Below are 20329 nucleotides of genomic sequence, written 5' to 3'. Positions count from 1 at the left end.
ACAAACCTGTCAATTTGTTAACTCCTTAATAGGGTAATGTTTCTACAACTGATTCTTTATAAAAACTTTCAGCAGAATATAACCTATCTCCGATACTGATGAACAAGTTGTTAGACGTATTTTCTTGCAAAAAATGTTGTAAAAAGTAGCTCAGTATATCTTGGGCTTCATTCAAAAAGATGTAGTATTGGTATAGGTAGATAGTTTTTACCTCAAAGGGGATTTGTACCAACCATTCTTTGGTAAATGTTCTTCTTAAACGGTTGTATTTAGAAAAACACACCCATTGATAGCCGTATTTATTGGAATATACTTGCGTATAATTCACCGAACCTGTTACTTTGTAAGGAATATCTTTCAAATAATCGGTAATAGTTACTTTATCGTCGGCAAAAAACAAGCAAACTTGCTCTGTAGCCACCAGAGGAGGTAATATAAAATCAGATTGCGCTAATTTTTCTTTCCATTTGCGCAAAATTTTTAATATTAACTCACGGTTCTTCTTGCTTTTTACAAAAGTAGGGAGCTTCGCTACCATTGTCATTCCCTCACGTTCGCGTAGGTCAGAGGCAATATAGTCTTCCATTATTTGCAAATGACTCATATTTCTCGCCCAAAACAAGTTACCACGCACGTTTTCTTGAAAAAAGTACGGCAACCCAAAAGTGTTATCACATTTCAGTCCGTTAGGTGCTATAGGGTTAGGTTTGTGGTACAACTTGTACTGAGGTTTCACGAGGTACTCTTCGCCACACTCAGGACATTTCACTTGGCAAAGGTCTTTCTTTTCTTTGAGTCCGCCTTGTCGTTGTTCAATTGGGGTGCCACAATTGGGGCAGTGTAGTTTTACTGTAGCTACAAACAACTCCAAATTTTCACTTGTTTTCTCAAATCCACAATGCTCGCAACGCACTTTACTGCCACCTTTATCTGTTACCACGGCAATTTTTTGACACTCGGGACAGGTTACCCAAGTATCGTCTTTCCATAGAATAAGGTGTTTTTCGGTATATCGTTGCTTCGTCATTTTTACTTTTTAGTTATAAGTAATCGCTCATTAAAGAGCATCTTTTGTATAACAATCGTATAAGGTTTTTATAAGTTTCCTATAAGCTACCCTTCATTTTTACTGAGGTTTCGAGCCCCCATATTTTCAATTTCTGAAAGCAAAAGTACAAAAAATATACTAATAAACAAAAAATTAAACCTCTCATTTACTTTTGCAACAAACCTTAGTGAAGCTCCTCCCTCCGCTGGCGTGTTTCTTGTAACTCGCACTTCCGAGTCTCTCCGAGATTCTCCGAGAACTCTTATTAACCACACCTCCCATATGCTAATTCCTAAATTTGCTAATCTGCTAATTTTCTTTCAAATTCTCCACCCTAATTGTTACTTATTTTTATGTCCGACAAGTCTAACTAGTAGAACCAGTGATATGAGCAGATAGTAGCACTATAAGTCCAATCAGTATTCAGTTAGTATTCCATTAATCTTCGGTTAGTCTTCATTGTAGAGCCACTGTAGAGCCACTGTAGAGCCACTGTAGAGCCACTGTAGAGCCACTGTAGAGCCACTATAAGTCCACAGTAGTTCCGTTTAAGGTTTATTAAAAGTCCGTCAGATGTCTCACAGAGCAACCACAAGGTACTTCTCGCTCCCTCCTCACAAGCACCTTTCATCTACCCACTTTTCACAAATCACCCCCGATAACTTATAATTCTTTATAAAAATAAATATACTTATATTGTATTAATAATCAATGATATATAAAGAATTTTAACAGCTAATTAAAAAATCCAAAATAAAAAAATAGGAAATAATAAATGTTATTTCATATAAAACACGTATATTTGCGCCTTGCATAGAATAGCGTATGTACAGATTTATACACATTACATTGATACTATTGGCGATGCATATGGCATCGGCACAGCAACACGAAATCGGTGTTTTCTTAGGTGGAAGCAACCCCATTTCAGATGTTGGTAGAACCTATTATTTATATCCTAACAAAATCGCTTTTGGTGGGATATATAAATGGAATTTCCACGAACGTATGGCAGTTCGTGTGCAGGTTACTAAGTCCGAACTTAGAGCTAACGACGCCCAATCCGATATCCCTGGTAAACGCAACCGAGGGTTCGCTTATTCAAGTGATATTACCGATTTGGCAGTAGGCACCGAGTTCAATTTCTTTAGCTACAGAATCGGCAATTTGCTCGATATGCCTATGACCCCCTATGTGTTCGTAGGTATAGCTGGGCTTTGGCACGACGATTTGTACTTCGACCCCTCCTCTCCCAAACCCGTTGAAGCTACCGATACTACACGTCGCGACTTCGATGTGGCTGTGCCCGTAGCTTTCGGTTTTAAAGCTAAAATCACCCGAAGGCTCGTTTTAGGAGGCGAAGTAGCTTTCCGTTTTGCCCTTACTAACAACGTCGATGGTAGTGCGCCCGAAAGAAAATCCTTTACATTCGGTAACATAGGAAGAAGTTACGACTGGTACGCCTTCTCAGGGCTTACCCTTACCTACACCTTCGGCGAATGGCCTTGCTATTGTAGATAATTTCACTTGAAACCAATGGAGATTACAAACTATCCAAAGCATTTGGCTATTATAATGGACGGTAATGGGCGTTGGGCAAAAAAACAAGGTCTGCTCAGAGCTTATGGTCACGAAAAGGGAGTGCAAACTGTGCGACAAGTAGTGGAATATTGTGTGGAACACCGTATTCCATACCTCACCCTTTTTGCCTTTTCTACTGAAAATTGGAAACGACCCGCCTTAGAAGTAAAAGCCCTAATGGAACTATTGGTAAAGTTCCTGAAAAAGGAAGTTGATAATTTGCACAAGAATAATGTAAGACTCAAAACCATTGGCAATTTAGACCGTTTCCCTCCTAAACCACGCGAAGCCCTACTTGCTTCTATCGATAAACTCAAAAACAATACAGGGCTTACCCTTACCTTAGCCCTCAACTATGGAGCACGTGAAGAAATCCTAACTGCTATAAAAGAAATTGCAGCAAAAGTAAAAGAAGGCACACTTATTGCTAATACAATTACCGAAACAACACTACAAAAACACCTATACACCTACGACTTACCCGATGTAGACTTACTTATCCGCACCAGCGGTGAGGAGCGCATCAGCAATTTTTTATTATGGCAAATAGCCTATGCCGAACTCTATTTTACTGAAGTATTATGGCCTGATTTCACAAAAAAACACTTAGAAGAAGCCCTATCAAACTATCAAAATAGAGAAAGACGATTTGGAAAAATAAGCGAACAACTTACGTAAAACTATGCTGAAAAAATTTTTATTGCTTGCTTTCTTGGCTTTTGTAAGCCTTGTAAGTGCACAAGAAGAAGATAGAATATCATTAGGAAAAGGAAGAAAATATACAATTGGTGGCATTGAAGTTACTGGCGCAAAACGTTATAACGAACAAACTATCCTCACTACTTCGGGTTTGAAAGTAGGTGATGTAATCGAAATCCCCAGTGAAAAATTCAGCTCCATCATTCATAAGCTATGGGGCTATAAGTTGTTTAGCGATATTAATATTTATATCAAGCGCGTAGAAGGTGATACCGTATTCTTAGAGTTAGCTATCAAAGAAACACCTTCATTAGTCGATGTAAAAGTAACAGGTATCGGACAGAAAAAAGCAGAAACCCTCCTTAAAGATGCCGAAATTAAAAAAGGAGTAAAGGTAAACGAAAGCCTTATTGCTAATACTAAAAACTATATCACTAATAAATATCGAAAAGATGGTTATCTCAACACCAAAGTAACTATCGATACCAAAATAGATACTACCGATGCCAATGGTGTAGATATGCTCATTCACATCGATAGAGGTAATAAGGTAAAAGTCGATAAAATTACTTTTGAAGGCAATCAGCAATTTACCTCAGCCAAGTTGCGCAAGAAGCTCAAAAAGACAAAACAAGTGCGTTTTGGTCGTTTCTGGAAACGCTCCAAATACGTTAAGAAAGACTACGACGAAGATTTAACAAATCTCGTAGATTTCTATAAAGAAAAAGGCTATCGCGATGCTCGTGTGGTAAACGATACGCTTATTAAAAATAAAGACGGTAATGTAAGTCTTAATATAGCAGTAGAAGAAGGAAAGCGTTATTATTTCGGTGATATCCGCTTCTTAGGAAACTCAGTCTATAACGACCGTGTGCTCAATCAAGTATTGGGTATCAAAAAAGGCGATGTATATAACGGAGTATTGCTCAAAAAACGCATTCAAGACAATACCAAACCCGATGCCGAAGATATAACCAACTTATATCAAAATAGTGGTTATCTCTTCTCGCAAATACACCCTGTGGAAACCTCAGTAGTAAATGATACTATCAATTTCGAAATACGCGTGGTAGAAGGCAAACCTGCTTATTTTAATAAAATATCAGTAACAGGTAACGAAAAGACTAACGACTATGTAATTTATCGCGAGTTGCGCACACGTCCTGGTTATCTATATAGCAAAGATGCCGTAGTGCGTACCGTTCGTGAGTTAGGACAGTTGCAACTATTCGATGCTCAAAACATCAATCCAGAGTTTAAAAATGCCGACCCTAATGCAGGAACCGTAGATATAGAATATAAACTCACCGAAACAGGTTCAAGCCAAGTGCAGTTGCAAGGAGGGTATGGTGGAGGCTCATTCATAGGTACACTTGCCCTTTCATTCAATAACTTTTCTATTCGCAACTTGTTCAACCCCAAAGCCTATCGCCCAGTGCCTATGGGCGACGGTCAAGCACTATCACTCAGTTTCCAAATAAGTAGATACTATCGCACTTATGGGTTTTCATTCACCGAACCTTGGATGGGAGGTAAACAGCCTGTGCAGTTCTCAGTGTCATTTAGTAGAACCGAACAGTTCGGGTATAGTTATAGGAGCTATGATGTAGATAAGAGTAAACGTGTGTATATCACGGGAATAAGCGTAGGTTTAGCCAAACGTTTAAGAGTCCCCGATGATTATTTCCAAATCGCTCATACTTTAAGCTATCAGCATTATGATTTGAAGAATTATCCTAATTTAGGACTCTTCACTTTTAAAGATGGTAACTCTAATTCATTAGCTTATACTATTTCGCTATCGCGTAACTCAAGTGGTCCTAACCCTATCTATCCAATGTCAGGAAGTAGCTTTACCATTAGTGCGAAGCTTACCCCTCCTTACTCATTGTTCAATAAGGTAGATTATGGCAAACTGCTTGAAGAACGTGAAACAGCATCTAATAACGGCGATTCTGAAAGAATAGCACAGATAGACCAAGAGCGTTTTCACTGGTTAGAGTTTTATAAGCTCAAGTTTACCTCAGCTTGGTATACCAATATTTACAGTAAATTTGTATTAAAGTTTGGTGCCGATTTTGGTTATTTGGGAGCTTATAACAGCAAACGCGGTATAGTACCTTTTGAACGTTTCTTTATGGGAGGCGATGGCTTAGGCTATTACTCGATGGACGGACGTGAAAACATACAAATGCGAGGGTATGAAAACTATGCCCTTTCCGCCGATGATGGCGAGACTGTGTTTAACAAGTTCTCTCTGGAATTGCGTTATCCTATTACTCTTAAACCAATGGCTTCTATCTATGGCTTAGTATTTGCCGAAGGAGGTAATGTACACAATGGATTAGAGAACTTTAATCCTTTTCAGATTAAGCGTTCAGCAGGTTTAGGATTGCGACTCTTTATGCCACAGTTTGGTATGCTGGGTATTGACTTTGGGTATGGTTTCGATAACCCTGCTAATAGCAATAACCGCAGTGGCTGGCAAACACACTTTATTTTTGGACAACAATTCTAATTTTTGGCACGATATTTTCTTTTATGAAAAGAGAAGGCTAAAAAGTAGTATATACATTTGATGAATGTTATGAACAAACTACAAGCGTTATTTATAGTACTATTGTGTAGTGCCTGTTTTACTTATGCACAAAAGCCATCTCGTATTGGCTATGTGGATATGAATTACATACTATCACACCTCGAAGATTATAAAGTAGCAAGCCAGCAGTTTGCCTTACAAGTAGAGCAATGGGAGGCTGAAATAGCCAAGCGCCAAGAAAAGATAAAGGCTGAAAAAGAAAAGTTAGAAGCTGAGAAAGCTTTACTTACTCCCGAGCTTATCAAAGATAAAGAAGAAGAAATAGCTCTGTTAGAATACAACTTGAATGCCTATAAACAGCAGAAGTTTGATGCTAAGGAAGGAGAGTATATCACCCAAAAGTTTATGCTTGCTAAGCCTATCCAAGACCAAGTGTTCAATATAGTGCAAGAGATAGGCAAGATGCGTAAATACGACTTTATCTTTGAAAAGAGTGACGCCACTATGTTATTCTCTAATGAACAACATAACTTGAGTAAAGTAGTGCTTCGTGCCTTGAAGAAGAAAGACAATGCCGAAGATAGGAACAAAGATATGGCTCAACTCTTAAAAGAAAGCTATGATTTTGAGTTTGTAGAAGAACGCGTTAAGAAACGTAAAGAAGCTGAAAAAGCACGTGAGCAACGCCGAGTACAGTACGAACAAGAACGTTTGCGCAAAACTGAAGAAATGAAGCAACAGCGCGAACAGCTCAAAGCAAAACGCGAGAAAGAGCAAGCCGAGCGTCAGCAGAAGTTCCAACAACAGCGCGATTCTATAAAAGCACAACGGGACAAAGAACAAGCTGAACGTGTACAGAAATTCCAACAAGAGCGCGATGCTCTTAAAGCACAACGCGAGAAAGAGCAAGCTGAGCGTCAGCAGAAGTTCCAACAACAGCGCGATTCTATAAAAGCACAACGGGACAAAGAACAAGCCGAACGCCAACAGAAGTTACAAGAACAGAAAGAACAGCGTGAGAAGGAAATAGCAGAACGCCAAAAGAAACTTGAAGAGCAAAGGGTGCAACGTGAAAAAGAACAAGCCGAGCGCCTTAAAAAACAACAAGAGGCGAAAACACAAACGCCTACAACAAATCAGTAAAAATTTTTAAATAACTAATATTACAAACAGATGATGAGAAACATTAGAACGTTGATGATTGCATTGGCTCTATTCTTAGGAGCTACTACAATGCTTACTGCACAAGTGAAAATCGCTCATATTGATGTGCAAAAACTTTTAGAAGAAATGCCTGAAAGAAAATCAATAGAGTCACAATTAAAGAAAATGGAGCAAGGATATATGAACGATATTCAAGCAGCTATTAAAGAATTGCAAGCTAAGGCTCAAAAGTATCAGAATGAAGCTGCTGCTCTTACAGAGGCACAACTTAAAGCTCGTGAAGCAGAATTCCTTAAAAAATCAGAGGAAATTAAAACTATGGAAGAAAATATCCGTAAAACACAACAAACTGCTGCTGAGAATTTACAGAAAAAGCAACAAGAATTGGTAGAGCCATTGCTTAAAAAGGTAAAAAGCTCTATTGAGAAAATTGCTAAGCAAAGAGGACTTCAGTACGTATTGGATTCAAGTGCAGGCTCAAGCGTGATTGTAGCTACAGGAGATGACCTTTATAGTACAGTTAAAAAGGACTTAGGATTTTAGTTCGTAGGTTTTTAAAATTATTAGATATTTTTTCTTATGAAAAGTGTTCGCTAAGTGAACACTTTTTTTTATTTTTGCAACTGAAAAGAACCTTATTTTAAAATGACTCACTCAACATCACGTACAGCACCTATTGGTTTGTTTGACTCTGGAGTAGGGGGGACTACTATCTGGAAAGAAGTAAACGCACTAATGCCTAATGAGAATACCCTATTTATAGCAGATAATAAAAATGCTCCTTATGGTGAGAAAACTAAGGAGGAAATCATTGCATTATGCGATGCCAATACGCGTTTTCTGTTAGAAAATAATGCAAAAATTATAGTAGTAGCGTGTAATACGGGTACTACCAATGCTATATCGTATTTGAGGAATAAATATAAAGAAGTACCTTTTATAGGAATAGAACCTGCTATAAAACCTGCGAGTTTGCAGAGTGTTACTAAGAAAATAGGGGTATTAGCAACCCGTAGTACACTTGCCAGCGACCTTTTTGCTAAAACCAGTGAGCACCTTAAACAGGAAGAGCAAGTGGAAATTATAGAGCAAGTAGGGGAGGGGCTTGTAGACCTTATAGAAGCGGGACGTATAAAAAGTCCTGAAATGACGCTATTACTACGCAAATACCTCTTACCTATGGTTGCCGAAGGGATTGATTATTTGGTCTTAGGTTGCACTCATTACCCTTATTTGTTGCCACAAATACAAGGGCTCATTCCTCCACACATAAAGGTAATAGATTCGGGGTATGCGGTAGCTAAACAAACGCGCAATATACTTTCTCAATATCATTTACTGAATGATGATGCTACTACAGAGGCACAACACCTTTGGCTTGCTAATGGCAAGGTAGAAGTATTGCGACAGTTTGCGCCCAAGAATGTCGAACACTTGAAAATTTCTACTTTCTAATATCTATCTTTAAAAACTATTTCTTGGGAATCCTGATATAATACGCTTTACCATCTATATTATCTAGCCTTTTATCGCGTAGCCAAGGATTGTATAGTTTTAGGTCTTTATAAGTGATGTTCTGGCTCTTGGCGAATTGGGTGAGATTTTCAATGGTAGAATCTACCATTACATTGTAAGTGGGCAGTTCGTTATACAAATGTTTCTTCTCGAAGATGAAGCCGTACTTCTTAGGGTGCTTCATTATCTCTTTTAGGGCTAAAATACGAAATACATAGCGTGAAGTTTCGGAACTTAGCCATAAATCATAATAATTATTAGTTTCTTGAAAAGAAGTTTGCTTATTCATTCCTGAGATACCGGCATTATAAGCAGCGGCAGCCATTGTCCAGGAACCTGTACTACGCTTGGCTTTGTTTAAATAATCGCAGGCAGCTTGGGTAGCTTTTTCTATGTGATAACGCTCATCTACTTGGTCGGTTACTTCTAAGCCGTATTCTTGAGCGGCGGGTTTCATAAGTTGCCAAAAGCCACTTGCACCGGAGGGTGATACCGCATTGGTGAGTCCGCTTTCTATGATGGCTAAATATTTGAAATCATCGGGGATATTATTGCGTTTGAGAATAGGTTCGATGATAGGGAAGTATTTATTAGCACGCTTGAGCACCAACAAAGTATTGGATTGCCAATAGGTATTTACGATAAGCTCTCGGTCTAAGCGCTCGTGTACATCGGGGTCTTCCAAAGGTACTCTTTCGCCAGCAAAGTCTAATTTTTCGGGTAAATCGATGGCAAAAACTCTGTAATCATTAGAGAAATCGCTTTTATGATGAGTTTCTTGAGCTGAAAGAGGGTTCTGGGCTACTTCGGCTTCTGCTTGTTCGTAGATATTGTTTTCTTCTTTTTTAACTGACATTGCATTGACCAAAAAACCAGAGAGCAAAACTACTCCTCCACCTGTGAGCAAATATTGTATCGTTCTTTTCATCATTTTTTCTTTTGTATAGATTGGGGCAAAGATAGTAAATAATTCTTTAATACCAAATAATGCTAGAAATGAGAGAATTAGAGAATTGGAGAATTGGAGAATTAGAAAATTAGCAAATGAGGAAATGAGGTGCGAGTTTGAGTTAGAGGAATGAGGCTGTGCCTCAGAAATTAAACAAATTTTAAACAAAATCAGGCCTACGCCTTGTGAAATGGGGAGAGAGGTTCGTCGGAGTTTTTGGAGAATCTTAGAGAGGTTCTAAACTTTCGGAAGAAAACGGAAAGGTTCGGAAGAGGAGAGGAAGGATTTTTGGTGAAAAAAGGGTGTAAGGAGGGTGGAGGTAGCTTATAGAGAGCTTATAGGAAGCTTATACGAATCTTGGACGATTGGTATAGAAAGGGTATGTAAATAGTTGGTTCATAATATAATACAACAAGGCTAAAAGCGGTAAAAACGGGGTTTCGAGGCGAAAGAAAGAGGAAGAGGTGATAGGCCTTAGGCCATAGGTACTAGGGGGAGTATGACGGAAAGTCAAAAGAAACCTCCCCCTTTTACACATACCTAGCTCTCGCGGACTTCCTCCAAAGGGGGAATGTAGGGACGGAAAAAGGGGAAGAGAAATTAGAGAATTAGCAAATTTGAAAATGAGAAAATGGGGTGGTGTAGAGTCTTAGGGCATAGGTAATAGGAGGGAGTATGACAGAAAAGAGGGAGTGTGGCGAGGGAAAAGAGGAGAAATGGCGAATGATGAGGGACGAAGGACGAATGTGAAACTTTGTTAAAGTAAAACAATAAAATAAGTTAATTCTTTTTATGGAGTGTGTTTTTTATTTTACATTTGCACTATTATTCGCCATAAACAATATTTTAATGAAAAGTTTTATTTTCTTTCTTGCTCTTTTTTGTGAGCTTACTCTTTCTGCTCAAGCACAATACACTGTAAAAGGCTTCGTCCATAACGCTTCGCTTGAGGGAATTCCCAAAGTAGCTATTAAAGTATTAGATGCTGATACGAACCTTATTGTAAGCGAACCTCTTACGGGAGCTAACGGACTCTTTAGCTTTACTTCTCCTCCTCGTAAGTTGCGCATTTATATTGAAAGTACGGGTGATTATCTGTGTCGTATTGGTGGAATCTGCGACAGAACACAGAACTCCAATTGCAACACAGCGTGAAGAAGGGTATTTTGCGTTTGGGTTATAATCATCAGTTGGGGCATTACGCAATGGATTACGGCAGTGAGCGCCTACAAAATGGCTTGCGCTACGAAAGTCCTACCGATATTTTCCACACTCAACGTTGGGACAGCGAGAGCCATTTGCCTAACTTAGACCTTTATGCTTACGGCAATAGCGAAAGCCGACAGCTTAAACTGAACTTCACTTACCAATTTGGAAAAGCTAAAGAGGCACACGTAAATGAACTGGAAGAAGTACAACGTTTGTGATTTTTTGGTGTTTTATTTCGCTATAATGGCAAAAAGCTATATCTTTGCATTTGAAATTATCTCTTGGAAATATATTTTTCAAGTCAATAAAATAAGCTAATGAAAAAAACACTTTTTACTATTATTGCCCTGTTACTTTCGGGCTACACTTTTGCACAGACGGATACTTCGGGGCGAAGCCTCTATCGTGCTACTCCTGAGAAGAAAACTGCCTTAAAGCACACGAAATTGAAGGTAGATTTTAACTTCACTAACCAAACACTCAACGGCGAAGAATGGCTTACTGCTTCTCCTTTTTTCTATGCTACCGATAGCCTTATCCTCGATGCAAAGGCTATGCTTATCCACAAGGTGGCTTTGCAGCAGAACGGCAAGCAACAGCCTCTTTCTTATAGCTATAAGAACGATATGTTGAGAATAAAACTCAACAAAACTTACCAAAAAGGGGAGACCTATACCGTGTACATTCGCTATACGGCACAGCCTGAAAAGGTAACCGATAAGGGCAGTCGTGCGATTACTGACGCCAAAGGGCTTTACTTTATCAACCCCAACGGAGAAGCCGACAAGCCTATGCGCCAAGTATGGACGCAGGGTGAAACAGAAGGCTCTTCGTGCTGGTTTCCTACCATCGACAAGCCCAACCAAAAGACTACTCAAGAAATAGAAATGACAGTGCCCGATAGCTTTGTTACCCTCTCTAACGGGGTGCTAAAAAGCAGTGATAAGAAAGGCAATATGCGCACCGACTATTGGGTGATGGACAAGCCTCACGCACCTTATCTTTTCTTTATGGGGGCAGGAGAGTTTGCCGTAGTAAAAGATACGCCTTGGCGCGGTAAGGTGCCTATTGAATACTATGTAGAAAAGGAATACGAGCCTGTTGCAAAACAGATATTTGGAAATACTTCCGAGATGATTACGTTCTTCTCTGAGCGTTTTGGCTATGACTATCCGTGGGCTAAATACGCCCAAATGGTAGTGCGCGACTTTGTGAGTGGAGCAATGGAAAACACTACGGCTGTAAGCCACGCCGAGAGTGCTTATCAGAGCGCAGAAGCTTTGGCTGACCAAAACTATTGGGAGCCTATTATCGCACACGAATTGGCACACCACTGGTTTGGTGATTTGGTAACTACCGAAAGCTGGTCGAATCTCACCGTAAACGAGTCGTTTGCCAACTATAGCGAATACTTGTGGTTGCTACACAAATACGGCAAAGATGCCGCAGAATACCACCTTAGCAATAACACCCTTCAATACCAACACCGCGTCAATGATTTTGCAAAAGATTTGGTGCGCTTTGGCTATGATTCACGTGAGGATATGTTCGATTTGGTATCTTACAACAAAGGCGGGGCTATCTTGCATATGTTGCGCAATTATCTTGGTGATGAGGCTTTTTTTGCAGGGCTTACCGATTACCTCAAAACGAATGAATACGGCACGGGGGAAGCTCACCAATTACGTCTTTCGTTAGAAAAAGTGAGCGGTAAAGACTTGAACTGGTTCTTTAACCAATGGTACTTTGGCAATGGTAACCCTGTGGTGAATGTAGAAAAGACGTTTAGCAATGGTAAATTGACCTTAAAAATCATTCAAACACAAAGCGAAGACCTCTTGTTTCAGTTTCCGTTGGATATAGATATTTACAGAAATGGCAAGGCAGAGCGTCATAGTGTTTGGGTAGATGCTCGTAAAGAAAATACTTTTACTTTCGCAATGAAGAAAGCCCCAGAGCTGATAGATATCAACCCTGAAGGTGTGGTGCTGATAGATGAGCAATACCATAAAACGTGGGCAGAGTATTTGTACCAAATGCAACGCGCTAAATCGCTCAAGAGCAGAATGCAAGCGGTAAGTGCGCCAATGGCTCCTGACGGCAAAGATATTTTGCTCGCTGCTCTTAAAGACCCCTTTTTCCAAGTGCGTATACAAGCATTGCAAAAACTCGCTAGTTATGAACTCAATGCCAAAGAAATGGCAATGGTAGAAAAGATTGCGTCTTCTGACCCTGAGAACTTAGCTAAATCGGCAGCGATATGGGTATTAGCTACCTCAAAATACAAAAACAAATACGTTTCTTTATTTGAAAAATACCTTGAAACTCCTTCGGGGGCTATCAAGAATGCTGCTATCAACGGGATAGCTCGTACAGATCCCGTACGCGCTAAGAGTATACTTGAAAAAGGAAATGTTAAAGACTTTGATACCGACCAATTAGCGGGATTATCAGGAGTAATTGTAGACAACCAAATGGAGCAGTATCTCCCTGCGATACTTCCTTATTTTATATACTATCCTTTCTTTGAAAAGGACAATCCTGAAACAGCTGTCAACTTCAAAAAAGGCTATGAGTGGGCAATGCACTTAGACAATACTTCACACGTGGAGCTATTGGCTGAATCACTCAAAGAAATCGCTAAAGATATGGAGAACCCTGCTGCTAAGGAGATGCTTAAAAATGTTTTAGGCGAAGGTATTACTATCAAACGCGGCTTAAACCAAACTGAATCGGTAAAGAAACAGATTAAGATGTTGGAAGAGATTAAAGAAATGTTTAAGTAGTGGTTAGTGGTTAATGATAGACTTTGCCAAGTTATTTGCCCGTGCGGCTCGCACCTTTGGCAAAGTCTATTTGTAAAATATTTAAGTTTATGGAAGCACTTCACACAACACGCCTTTTGCTTCGTCCTTGGAAAATAACAGATGCCGAAGCCTTATACGCACAAGCGCATAATCCTATTATAGGCAAGAGGTGCGGTTGGTTACCTCACAAAAGTGTGGAGGAGAGCCGAGAGATTATCGAGGTTGTCCTTAGCAAGCCTCATAGTTTTGCTATTTGTTTAGCAAACAACATTCCCATAGGAAGTATAGGCTTGCTTTTACAAGGAGAGAGCAATCTTCCTGTAAGCGAAAATGAAGCTGAAATAGGCTATTGGCTTGGAGAAGACTTTTGGGGTAAGGGTTATGTTACTGAAGCTACCCTAAGGGTACTGCAATATGCTTTTGAAGAGTTGCACCTTACCCAGCTATGGGCAGGCGCATACGAGGAAAATATTGCCTCACAGCGAGTACTTGAAAAATGTGGCTTCCGTTACCATCATACCCTTGAAGATTTCTTGTTCCCGCTTGTAGGAGAGAGGCATACAAGTTTGATATATACATTAAACAGAGAAAATTGAAGATGAATACTCAAGAAATCGACGCACAAAGTTTGCAAAATGCCTATCGTCTTTTTGAGAGTGGAACTATAGAGCAGATAGAAGTAGGTACCACTAAAGGATTATGCGAGATACATCGCTATCTTTTTGAGGGGCTTTACGATTTTGCGGGTGAGATACGTCGGCTAAACATCAACAAGAGCGGTTTTAAGTTTGCCAATGCGATGTTTTTGCACGCTATCCTACCCGTAATAGACCAAATGCCTGAAAATACTTTTGAAGAAATTGTAGCCAAATACGTAGAGATGAATATTGCCCACCCTTTTATGGAAGGCAATGGACGTGCTACTCGTATATGGCTCGACTTGATACTCAAAAAACGCTTAGGCAAAGTAGTGAATTGGCAACAGATAGATAAAGCTCCTTACCTCCAAGCAATGGAGCGTAGTCCTATCAACGATTTGGAATTGCGCTTTTTGTTGCAACCTGCCCTTACTGATAAAGTAAACGACCGTGAAGTAATTTTTAAAGGTATAGAACAATCTTATTATTATGAAAGTAATGACTAAAACAATGAAAAGACTTCTATTGATAACTATTCTTTCTTTGGTAGCAATTTCTTGCCAGCAGAAGAAAGCAACAACTGAAAAAATAGCAGTTACTCTCACTTATTCTAATTTAGTAGATACCGCTACCCAAGATGAAGTGCAAAAAGCCCTTACAGCAGCGGGAATAGCTGAGCAAAATGTAGCCTCTTTTTTGGAGAGTGTAGCCCTTTTCAACCAAACAGTAGGCGATAAAGCAGGCTTAGTACCCAAAGGATTTGTTACTATTGACAGCTTGCTACCTAAGTATGATGAGGTTGCTATACAAAGCATTTGGACGGCTAAATACCCTATGTTTCAAGGTTATAACTGTCGTCTTACCTCTTTCACCCTCTTGCGTGATTTAATTGCTTTCCCCACAAATAAAAAGTTTGCTAGCAAAGAGGAAGATGAGGTGCTTTTTATAGACCGTGAGTCCTTGCATAATACCCCTAAGAAGTTCTTTACCCCTGAGGAAGAAAATAACTTTTTTACCCTCTTTACTGAGGTGCCCACTACTAATACCAAAGATGTAAACATTCATTTGCAGGCGATGCAACAAGCGTGGAAAGAACGCGGTATCAATTTCCGTTATAAAAACGACCCTACTAAGGCATCGCTTATTTCGGCAGTCTTCCATTCCCAAATCACCCCAGAGGAGAACACTCTTTTTGTAGGACACGTAGGGGTACTAGTACCTTTTGACGGCAAGCTGCTCTTTATCGAAAAACTCGCTTTTCAAGAACCCTATCAGGTAATAAAACTAGAGAATCGCACCCAGCTCAGTGATTACTTAATGAACCGATATGATGTAGAATGGGAGCAACCCAATGCCATTCCGTTTATAATGGAAAACGATGCTTTAATGGACGGATATCGCCCCAATCCATATAAAAAAGAACAGCGATTGTAAGAAGATAATTGTCATTTGTCAATTAATTTCTATCTTTGCAAAAAATAAGTAGGTGTATTATGAGTGCTATAGTAGCCATTGTGGGACGACCGAATGTAGGTAAATCCACTTTTTTTAACCGTTTGATAAAACGCCGTGAGGCTATAGTGGACGCTGTAAGTGGCGTAACACGTGATCGCCATTATGGTAAAACCGACTGGAACGGGGTCTCTTTTTCAGTTATTGATACAGGTGGTTACTTAGCGGGAGGTGACGATTCTTTCGAGAAAGAAATCAACAAACAAGTTGCCTTAGCCATAGACGAAGCCGATGCGATTATCTTTATGGTAAACGTAGAAGAAGGACTTACCGGTATGGACGAATCGGTGGCTGAGTTGTTGCGCAAATGCCGTAAACCGATATTAGTAGCGGTAAACAAAGTAGATAGCAACAACCGTCGCAACGATATGCACGAGTTTTATGCCTTAGGTTTTGAACATCTCTACGCCCTATCAAGTGTAAATGGTAGCGGTACGGGTGAATTGTTAGACGACTTGGTAGCGCTCTTACCAGTAAAAGAACAACAAGAAGAAAATACCTTACCGCGTTTTGCCGTAGTAGGGAGACCTAATGCGGGTAAATCATCTTTTATCAATGCTCTTATAGGCGAAGACCGCTATATTGTTACTGATATTGCAGGCACTACACGCGATGCGATTGACACTAAATATAACCGCTTTGGATTTGAGTTTAACTTAGTTGATACTGCAGGTATCCGTCGTAAAGCCAAAGTGAAAGAGGACTTAGAGTTCTACTCAGTAATGCGTTCTATTCGCGCTATTGAACACTCCGATGTGTGCATTTTGATGATTGATGCTACACGTGGTTTTGAAAGCCAAGATGCCAATATTTTCTGGCTCGCACAACGCAATCGCAAAGGCATAGTGATATTGGTAAACAAATGGGATTTGGTAGAGAAGGAAAACAACACGGCTAAACAGTACGAAGCTTCTATCCGCAAAGAAATAGAACCTTTCACCGATGTGCCTATCTTGTTTGTATCGGCATTGAATAAGCAACGTATCTACAAAGCCATAGAAACTGCGGTAGCAGTCTACAACAATCGCACTAAGCGTATCCCTACTCGCAAACTCAACGAGGTGATGTTGCCTATTATTGAGAATTATCCCCCTCCTGCTATCAAAGGAAAATACATCAAGATAAAATTCTGTACCCAGTTGCCTACACCTATGCCACAGTTTGCTTTCTTTGCTAATTTGCCACAGTACGTAAGAGACCCTTATCGACGTTTTATAGAAAACAAACTCCGTGAGAACTTTGATTTTAACGGGGTACCTATTGATGTGTATTTCCGTCAGAAGTAATACTATTGAAAAAAATGAAAAAGAATATAGCAATCATAATGGGAGGTTACTCTAATGAAGCTCCCGTTTCTTTAAAGAGTGCTACAGTAGTAGCCAAACACCTCAATCAAAATAAATATGTACCTTACCCCGTACGTATCGACCGCGATAAATGGGTGTATGTAGATACTCAAAACAACGAACACCCTATTGATAAAAACGACTTCTCGGTAACAGTAAACGGACGTAAAATTACTTTTGATGCTGTTTTCAATGCCATTCACGGCACCCCTGGTGAAGACGGTTATTTGCAAGCCTATTTCAATTTGATTGGCTTACCACTCACAGGATGCAGTATGTATGCTTCGGCTCTTACATTCAACAAGCGTGATATGCTATCGGTACTCAAACCTTTTGGCATTCTTTCAGCCCCTTCTTACTATCTCAACAAAGGTGAAGACTACAACACTGCTGATATTGTAGCCAAAGTAGGCTTGCCTTGCTTTGTGAAGGCTAATAAATCAGGGAGTAGTTTTGGAGTGTATAAAGTATATGAAGAGGCTCAACTGCCTATGTATATAGACAAAGCCTTTGAAGTAGACGACGAAATCCTCATCGAAAGTTTCTTGAAAGGTACTGAAATCTCTATCGGTGTAATCAACTATCGCGGTGAAATAAAAGTTCTCCCAATGACTGAGATAGTATCCGAAAATGATTTCTTCGATTATGATGCCAAGTATAACGGCAAGTCGCAAGAAATTACCCCTGCGCGCCTTTCTGCCGAAATGACTGCCAAAATCAACGCTTTGGCGGAACGCGTATACCGATTGTTGAAAATGGAAGGCTTCAGCCGAAGTGAGTTCATCATCGTAGGTGATACACCTTACTTGCTCGAAATGAATACTACACCAGGGCTTTCAGAAGCTAGTTTACTGCCTCAACAAGCTAAAGTAGCAGGTATCAGCCTTGAAGAATTATTCGAAAGCGAAATAGAACGAGTATTAAATCACTAACCATTAATCGTTAATCATTGAAAAGAGCTTTATTTCCAGGGTCGTTCGACCCCATTACCTTAGGTCATTACGATATTATTACTCGTGCTTTAGACCTATTCGATGAAATTGTGGTTGCCATAGGTATCAATAGCGACAAAAACTATATGTTTACGGTAGAACAACGCAAAGAGTTTATCGAAAAAGCTTTTGCCGATGAACCCAAAGTAAAAGTTACTACCTATCAAGGGCTCACAGTAGACTTTTGCAAAGAAATCGATGCGCAATTTATTCTCAGAGGTTTGCGTAACCCAGCCGACTTTGAGTTTGAGAAAGCTATTGCACATACTAACCGCAAATTATCTCAAATAGAAACTGTCTTTTTACTTACGGCAGCGCGTACTTCGTTTATATCATCGTCTATTGTGCGCGATGTTATTCGCAATCACGGTGATTATACCGTATTAGTGCCCGAAAGTGTAAGAGTATAAATTAATAAATAATAAAAGAACTTAAAAATATGTGTGGAATTGTAGGTTATTTAGGCAAACGCGCCGCCTTTCCCATCGTGATTGATGGTTTAAAACGCTTAGAGTATCGCGGATATGACAGTGCAGGTTTTATCTTAAACGCTGAGAGTTTTTACGGAGAAAAAACCAAAGGCAAAGTATCCGATTTGGTAGCCAAGGCAGGAGAAAATGTTCCTACTTATGGCTGCGGTATGGGACATACCCGTTGGGCTACTCACGGAGTGCCTAACGATATTAATTCGCATCCTCACCGCTCTAATTCTGGCAAAATAGCCATTGTACACAACGGAATTATTGAGAATTACGAAAGTATCAAGCAAAACCTCATCAAAGAGGGATTTGTATTTCATTCTGATACTGATACCGAGGTATTAGTAAACTTCATCGAATACTTCAAAGAAAAAGAAAACGTCAATTTAGAGACTGCCGTGCGCTATGCCCTCAATGAGGTAGTTGGCGCTTTTGCCATTGCAGTAATGGAGGAAAGCAATCCTGAGGAAATAGTAGTAGCCCGCTTGGGTAGTCCGTTGGTAATAGGGGTAGGTGATGGCGAGTTTTTCATCGCTTCCGATGCCTCTCCTTTTATAGAGTATACCCAAAATGCTGTGTATTTAGAAGATGGCGAAATGGCTACCATTCACCTCAACAAACCGTTGAGAGTGATTAAAATAGGCAGTAATGAGCAGGTGAGTCCGTTTGTACAACAACTCAAACTCAACCTCGAAGCAATAGAAAAAGGCGGATACGACCATTTTATGCTCAAAGAAATCTACGAGCAGCCTAAGTCTATCCAAGACACGATGCGCGGTCGCCTCTTGCCCAACCATACTACCAAACTATCAGGAATAGATAATCATTTAGAGACCTTCCTCAATGCCAAACGCATCGTTATTGTAGCGTGTGGGACTTCGTGGCACGCAGGCTTGGTAGGTGAATATCTGTTAGAAGAATACGCGCGTATTCCTGTGGAGGTAGAGTACGCCTCAGAGTTCCGTTATCGCAACCCTATTATCAATAAGGGGGATATCGTCATTGCTATTTCACAATCAGGCGAGACCGCCGATACCTTAGCAGCCCTCAAATTAGCAAAAGAAAAAGGAGCTTTTATCTACGGTATTTGCAATGTGGTAGGTTCATCAATTGCGCGTATCACCCATTCAGGTACTTACACTCACGCAGGTCCTGAAATAGGGGTAGCTTCTACCAAAGCCTTTACCACCCAGCTCACGGTGCTTACCCTTATTGCTTTGCATTTAGGACATAAAAAGGGTACCCTCAGTACGGAAACCTATCACCGTCTTTGCAAGGAATTAGAACGTGTGCCACAGTTGCTTGAAACCACTATCAAAACAGTCGATCACAAGATAGCCGAGATAGCCGAAAGCTATAAAACAGCTACCAATTGCTTGTATTTAGGTCGTGGTTTTAACTTCCCTACCGCTTTGGAAGGGGCTTTAAAACTCAAAGAAATATCCTATATTCACGCCGAAGGCTATCCAGCTGCCGAGATGAAACACGGACCTATCGCCCTTATCGATGAGAATATGCCGGTGATATTCATCGCACCGTCTAAAGGACATTATGATAAGGTAGTTTCCAATGCACAAGAGATAAAGGCACGCAAAGGTAAAATTATAGCCGTAGTAACCGAAGGCGATACCCAAATGGCGGGCTTAGCAAACCACGTGATTGAGATACCCGAAATCAGTGAGGCGCTTACCCCTATTTTAGCCTCAGTACCTTTGCAGTTGCTGTCTTATTATATCGCTATCAAGCGCGGTTGCAATGTCGATCAACCTCGTAATTTAGCTAAATCAGTAACCGTAGAATAATTTGGTAATTTCCCAATTTCTCAATTAAAAAAAGAGTCAATTTGTATAC

At 40.0% G+C, this 20329-nt stretch carries 17 protein-coding genes and 1 pseudogene; 16 read left to right on the top strand and 2 right to left on the bottom strand.

What is annotated here, in order from left to right:
- Positions 1 to 25 precede the first annotated feature (25 nt).
- Entirely contained in the window at positions 26 to 1027 is a 1002-nt protein-coding gene (locus HMPREF1321_RS10815; RefSeq protein WP_009422603.1) for a hypothetical protein, read from the bottom strand.
- A gap of 846 nt (positions 1028 to 1873) precedes the next feature.
- On the opposite strand from HMPREF1321_RS10815, the gene HMPREF1321_RS10805 reads away from it, so the two are divergent.
- From HMPREF1321_RS10805 to murI, 6 genes are all read left to right on the top strand, one after another.
- The gene (locus HMPREF1321_RS10805) at positions 1874 to 2569 is read left to right on the top strand and encodes a DUF6089 family protein (RefSeq protein WP_009419156.1); all 696 of its coding nucleotides are present in this window, start codon (positions 1874 to 1876) and stop codon (positions 2567 to 2569) included.
- 15 nt (positions 2570 to 2584) lie between these two features.
- Complete coding sequence (locus HMPREF1321_RS10800; RefSeq protein WP_009422571.1) at positions 2585 to 3307, top strand: isoprenyl transferase; 723 nt, start codon at positions 2585 to 2587, stop codon at positions 3305 to 3307.
- 4 nt (positions 3308 to 3311) lie between these two features.
- Positions 3312 to 5846 carry an outer membrane protein assembly factor BamA gene (gene bamA / locus HMPREF1321_RS10795; RefSeq protein ID WP_009422569.1) on the top strand — a complete coding sequence of 845 codons (2535 nt, stop codon included), beginning with the start codon at positions 3312 to 3314 and terminating at the stop codon, positions 5844 to 5846.
- A 69-nt stretch (positions 5847 to 5915) separates the two neighbouring features.
- On the top strand, positions 5916 to 7010 hold the full coding sequence (locus HMPREF1321_RS10790) for an OmpH family outer membrane protein (protein ID WP_009422630.1): 1095 nt from the start codon (positions 5916 to 5918) through the stop codon (positions 7008 to 7010).
- Between the two features lie 30 nt (positions 7011 to 7040).
- Positions 7041 to 7574, top strand: coding sequence for an OmpH family outer membrane protein (locus tag HMPREF1321_RS10785; protein ID WP_016479699.1), 534 nt, complete (start codon positions 7041 to 7043; stop codon positions 7572 to 7574).
- Between the two features lie 102 nt (positions 7575 to 7676).
- Positions 7677 to 8486 carry a glutamate racemase gene (murI, locus tag HMPREF1321_RS10780; RefSeq protein ID WP_009422555.1) on the top strand — a complete coding sequence of 270 codons (810 nt, stop codon included), beginning with the start codon at positions 7677 to 7679 and terminating at the stop codon, positions 8484 to 8486.
- 16 nt (positions 8487 to 8502) lie between these two features.
- Here the strand turns inward: murI and HMPREF1321_RS10775 are convergent, their stop codons facing one another.
- Positions 8503 to 9477 (bottom strand): lytic transglycosylase domain-containing protein, encoded by a 975-nt coding sequence (locus tag HMPREF1321_RS10775; protein WP_009411264.1) that lies wholly within the window; start codon positions 9475 to 9477, stop codon positions 8503 to 8505.
- A gap of 867 nt (positions 9478 to 10344) precedes the next feature.
- On the opposite strand from HMPREF1321_RS10775, the pseudogene HMPREF1321_RS10770 reads away from it, so the two are divergent.
- From HMPREF1321_RS10770 to glmS, 10 genes and pseudogenes are all read left to right on the top strand, one after another.
- Positions 10345 to 10757: pseudogene (locus tag HMPREF1321_RS10770) on the top strand (carboxypeptidase-like regulatory domain-containing protein); the annotation flags it as partial.
- A complete protein-coding gene (locus HMPREF1321_RS12290; protein ID WP_316928007.1) occupies positions 10734 to 10922 on the top strand; it encodes a hypothetical protein in 189 nt (62 codons plus the stop codon). The pseudogene HMPREF1321_RS10770 and the gene HMPREF1321_RS12290, both read left to right, overlap by 24 nt.
- A 99-nt stretch (positions 10923 to 11021) precedes the next feature.
- Positions 11022 to 13490 carry a M1 family metallopeptidase gene (locus tag HMPREF1321_RS10760; protein ID WP_009422558.1) on the top strand — a complete coding sequence of 823 codons (2469 nt, stop codon included), beginning with the start codon at positions 11022 to 11024 and terminating at the stop codon, positions 13488 to 13490.
- An 89-nt stretch (positions 13491 to 13579) separates the two neighbouring features.
- Positions 13580 to 14107 carry a GNAT family N-acetyltransferase gene (locus HMPREF1321_RS10755; RefSeq protein ID WP_009422553.1) on the top strand — a complete coding sequence of 176 codons (528 nt, stop codon included), beginning with the start codon at positions 13580 to 13582 and terminating at the stop codon, positions 14105 to 14107.
- 2 nt (positions 14108 to 14109) lie between these two features.
- Positions 14110 to 14655 (top strand): protein adenylyltransferase Fic, encoded by a 546-nt coding sequence (fic, locus tag HMPREF1321_RS10750; RefSeq protein WP_009422619.1) that lies wholly within the window; start codon positions 14110 to 14112, stop codon positions 14653 to 14655.
- Positions 14656 to 14659: 4 nt separating this feature from the next.
- Positions 14660 to 15583 (top strand): DUF4300 family protein, encoded by a 924-nt coding sequence (locus HMPREF1321_RS10745; RefSeq protein WP_034576073.1) that lies wholly within the window; start codon positions 14660 to 14662, stop codon positions 15581 to 15583.
- Positions 15584 to 15642: 59 nt separating this feature from the next.
- Entirely contained in the window at positions 15643 to 16947 is a 1305-nt protein-coding gene (der, locus tag HMPREF1321_RS10740; RefSeq protein ID WP_009417649.1) for a ribosome biogenesis GTPase Der, read from the top strand.
- A 14-nt stretch (positions 16948 to 16961) separates the two neighbouring features.
- Positions 16962 to 17939 (top strand): D-alanine--D-alanine ligase, encoded by a 978-nt coding sequence (locus HMPREF1321_RS10735; protein ID WP_009422633.1) that lies wholly within the window; start codon positions 16962 to 16964, stop codon positions 17937 to 17939.
- A 17-nt stretch (positions 17940 to 17956) separates the two neighbouring features.
- Positions 17957 to 18409: a pantetheine-phosphate adenylyltransferase gene (gene coaD, locus HMPREF1321_RS10730; RefSeq protein WP_009422586.1), complete on the top strand. Its 453-nt coding sequence runs from the start codon at positions 17957 to 17959 to the stop codon at positions 18407 to 18409.
- 29 nt (positions 18410 to 18438) lie between these two features.
- Positions 18439 to 20280, top strand: a complete 1842-nt coding sequence (gene glmS, locus HMPREF1321_RS10725; protein ID WP_009422616.1) for a glutamine--fructose-6-phosphate transaminase (isomerizing) — start codon at positions 18439 to 18441, stop codon at positions 20278 to 20280.
- Positions 20281 to 20329: the final 49 nt, after the last annotated feature.

Source organism: Capnocytophaga sp. oral taxon 412 str. F0487, assembly GCF_000271925.1.
GTDB lineage: Bacteria > Bacteroidota > Bacteroidia > Flavobacteriales > Flavobacteriaceae > Capnocytophaga > Capnocytophaga ochracea.
The sequence above is the reverse complement of the archived record's forward strand: the minus strand, read 5'-3'. Positions and strand labels throughout refer to the sequence as shown.

Coding starts and splice junctions, on each gene's coding strand:
- murI (WP_009422555.1), top strand. CDS start 7,677: ATGACTCACTCAACATCACGTACAGCACCTATTGGTTTGTTTGACTCT.
- HMPREF1321_RS10775 (WP_009411264.1), bottom strand. CDS start 9,477: ATGATGAAAAGAACGATACAATATTTGCTCACAGGTGGAGGAGTAGTT.
- der (WP_009417649.1), top strand. CDS start 15,643: ATGAGTGCTATAGTAGCCATTGTGGGACGACCGAATGTAGGTAAATCC.
- HMPREF1321_RS10800 (WP_009422571.1), top strand. CDS start 2,585: ATGGAGATTACAAACTATCCAAAGCATTTGGCTATTATAATGGACGGT.
- HMPREF1321_RS10745 (WP_034576073.1), top strand. CDS start 14,660: ATGAAAAGACTTCTATTGATAACTATTCTTTCTTTGGTAGCAATTTCT.
- HMPREF1321_RS10805 (WP_009419156.1), top strand. CDS start 1,874: ATGTACAGATTTATACACATTACATTGATACTATTGGCGATGCATATG.
- HMPREF1321_RS10735 (WP_009422633.1), top strand. CDS start 16,962: ATGAAAAAGAATATAGCAATCATAATGGGAGGTTACTCTAATGAAGCT.
- HMPREF1321_RS10790 (WP_009422630.1), top strand. CDS start 5,916: ATGAACAAACTACAAGCGTTATTTATAGTACTATTGTGTAGTGCCTGT.
- HMPREF1321_RS10755 (WP_009422553.1), top strand. CDS start 13,580: ATGGAAGCACTTCACACAACACGCCTTTTGCTTCGTCCTTGGAAAATA.
- glmS (WP_009422616.1), top strand. CDS start 18,439: ATGTGTGGAATTGTAGGTTATTTAGGCAAACGCGCCGCCTTTCCCATC.
- bamA (WP_009422569.1), top strand. CDS start 3,312: ATGCTGAAAAAATTTTTATTGCTTGCTTTCTTGGCTTTTGTAAGCCTT.
- HMPREF1321_RS10815 (WP_009422603.1), bottom strand. CDS start 1,027: ATGACGAAGCAACGATATACCGAAAAACACCTTATTCTATGGAAAGAC.
- fic (WP_009422619.1), top strand. CDS start 14,110: ATGAATACTCAAGAAATCGACGCACAAAGTTTGCAAAATGCCTATCGT.
- HMPREF1321_RS10760 (WP_009422558.1), top strand. CDS start 11,022: ATGAAAAAAACACTTTTTACTATTATTGCCCTGTTACTTTCGGGCTAC.
- HMPREF1321_RS10785 (WP_016479699.1), top strand. CDS start 7,041: ATGATGAGAAACATTAGAACGTTGATGATTGCATTGGCTCTATTCTTA.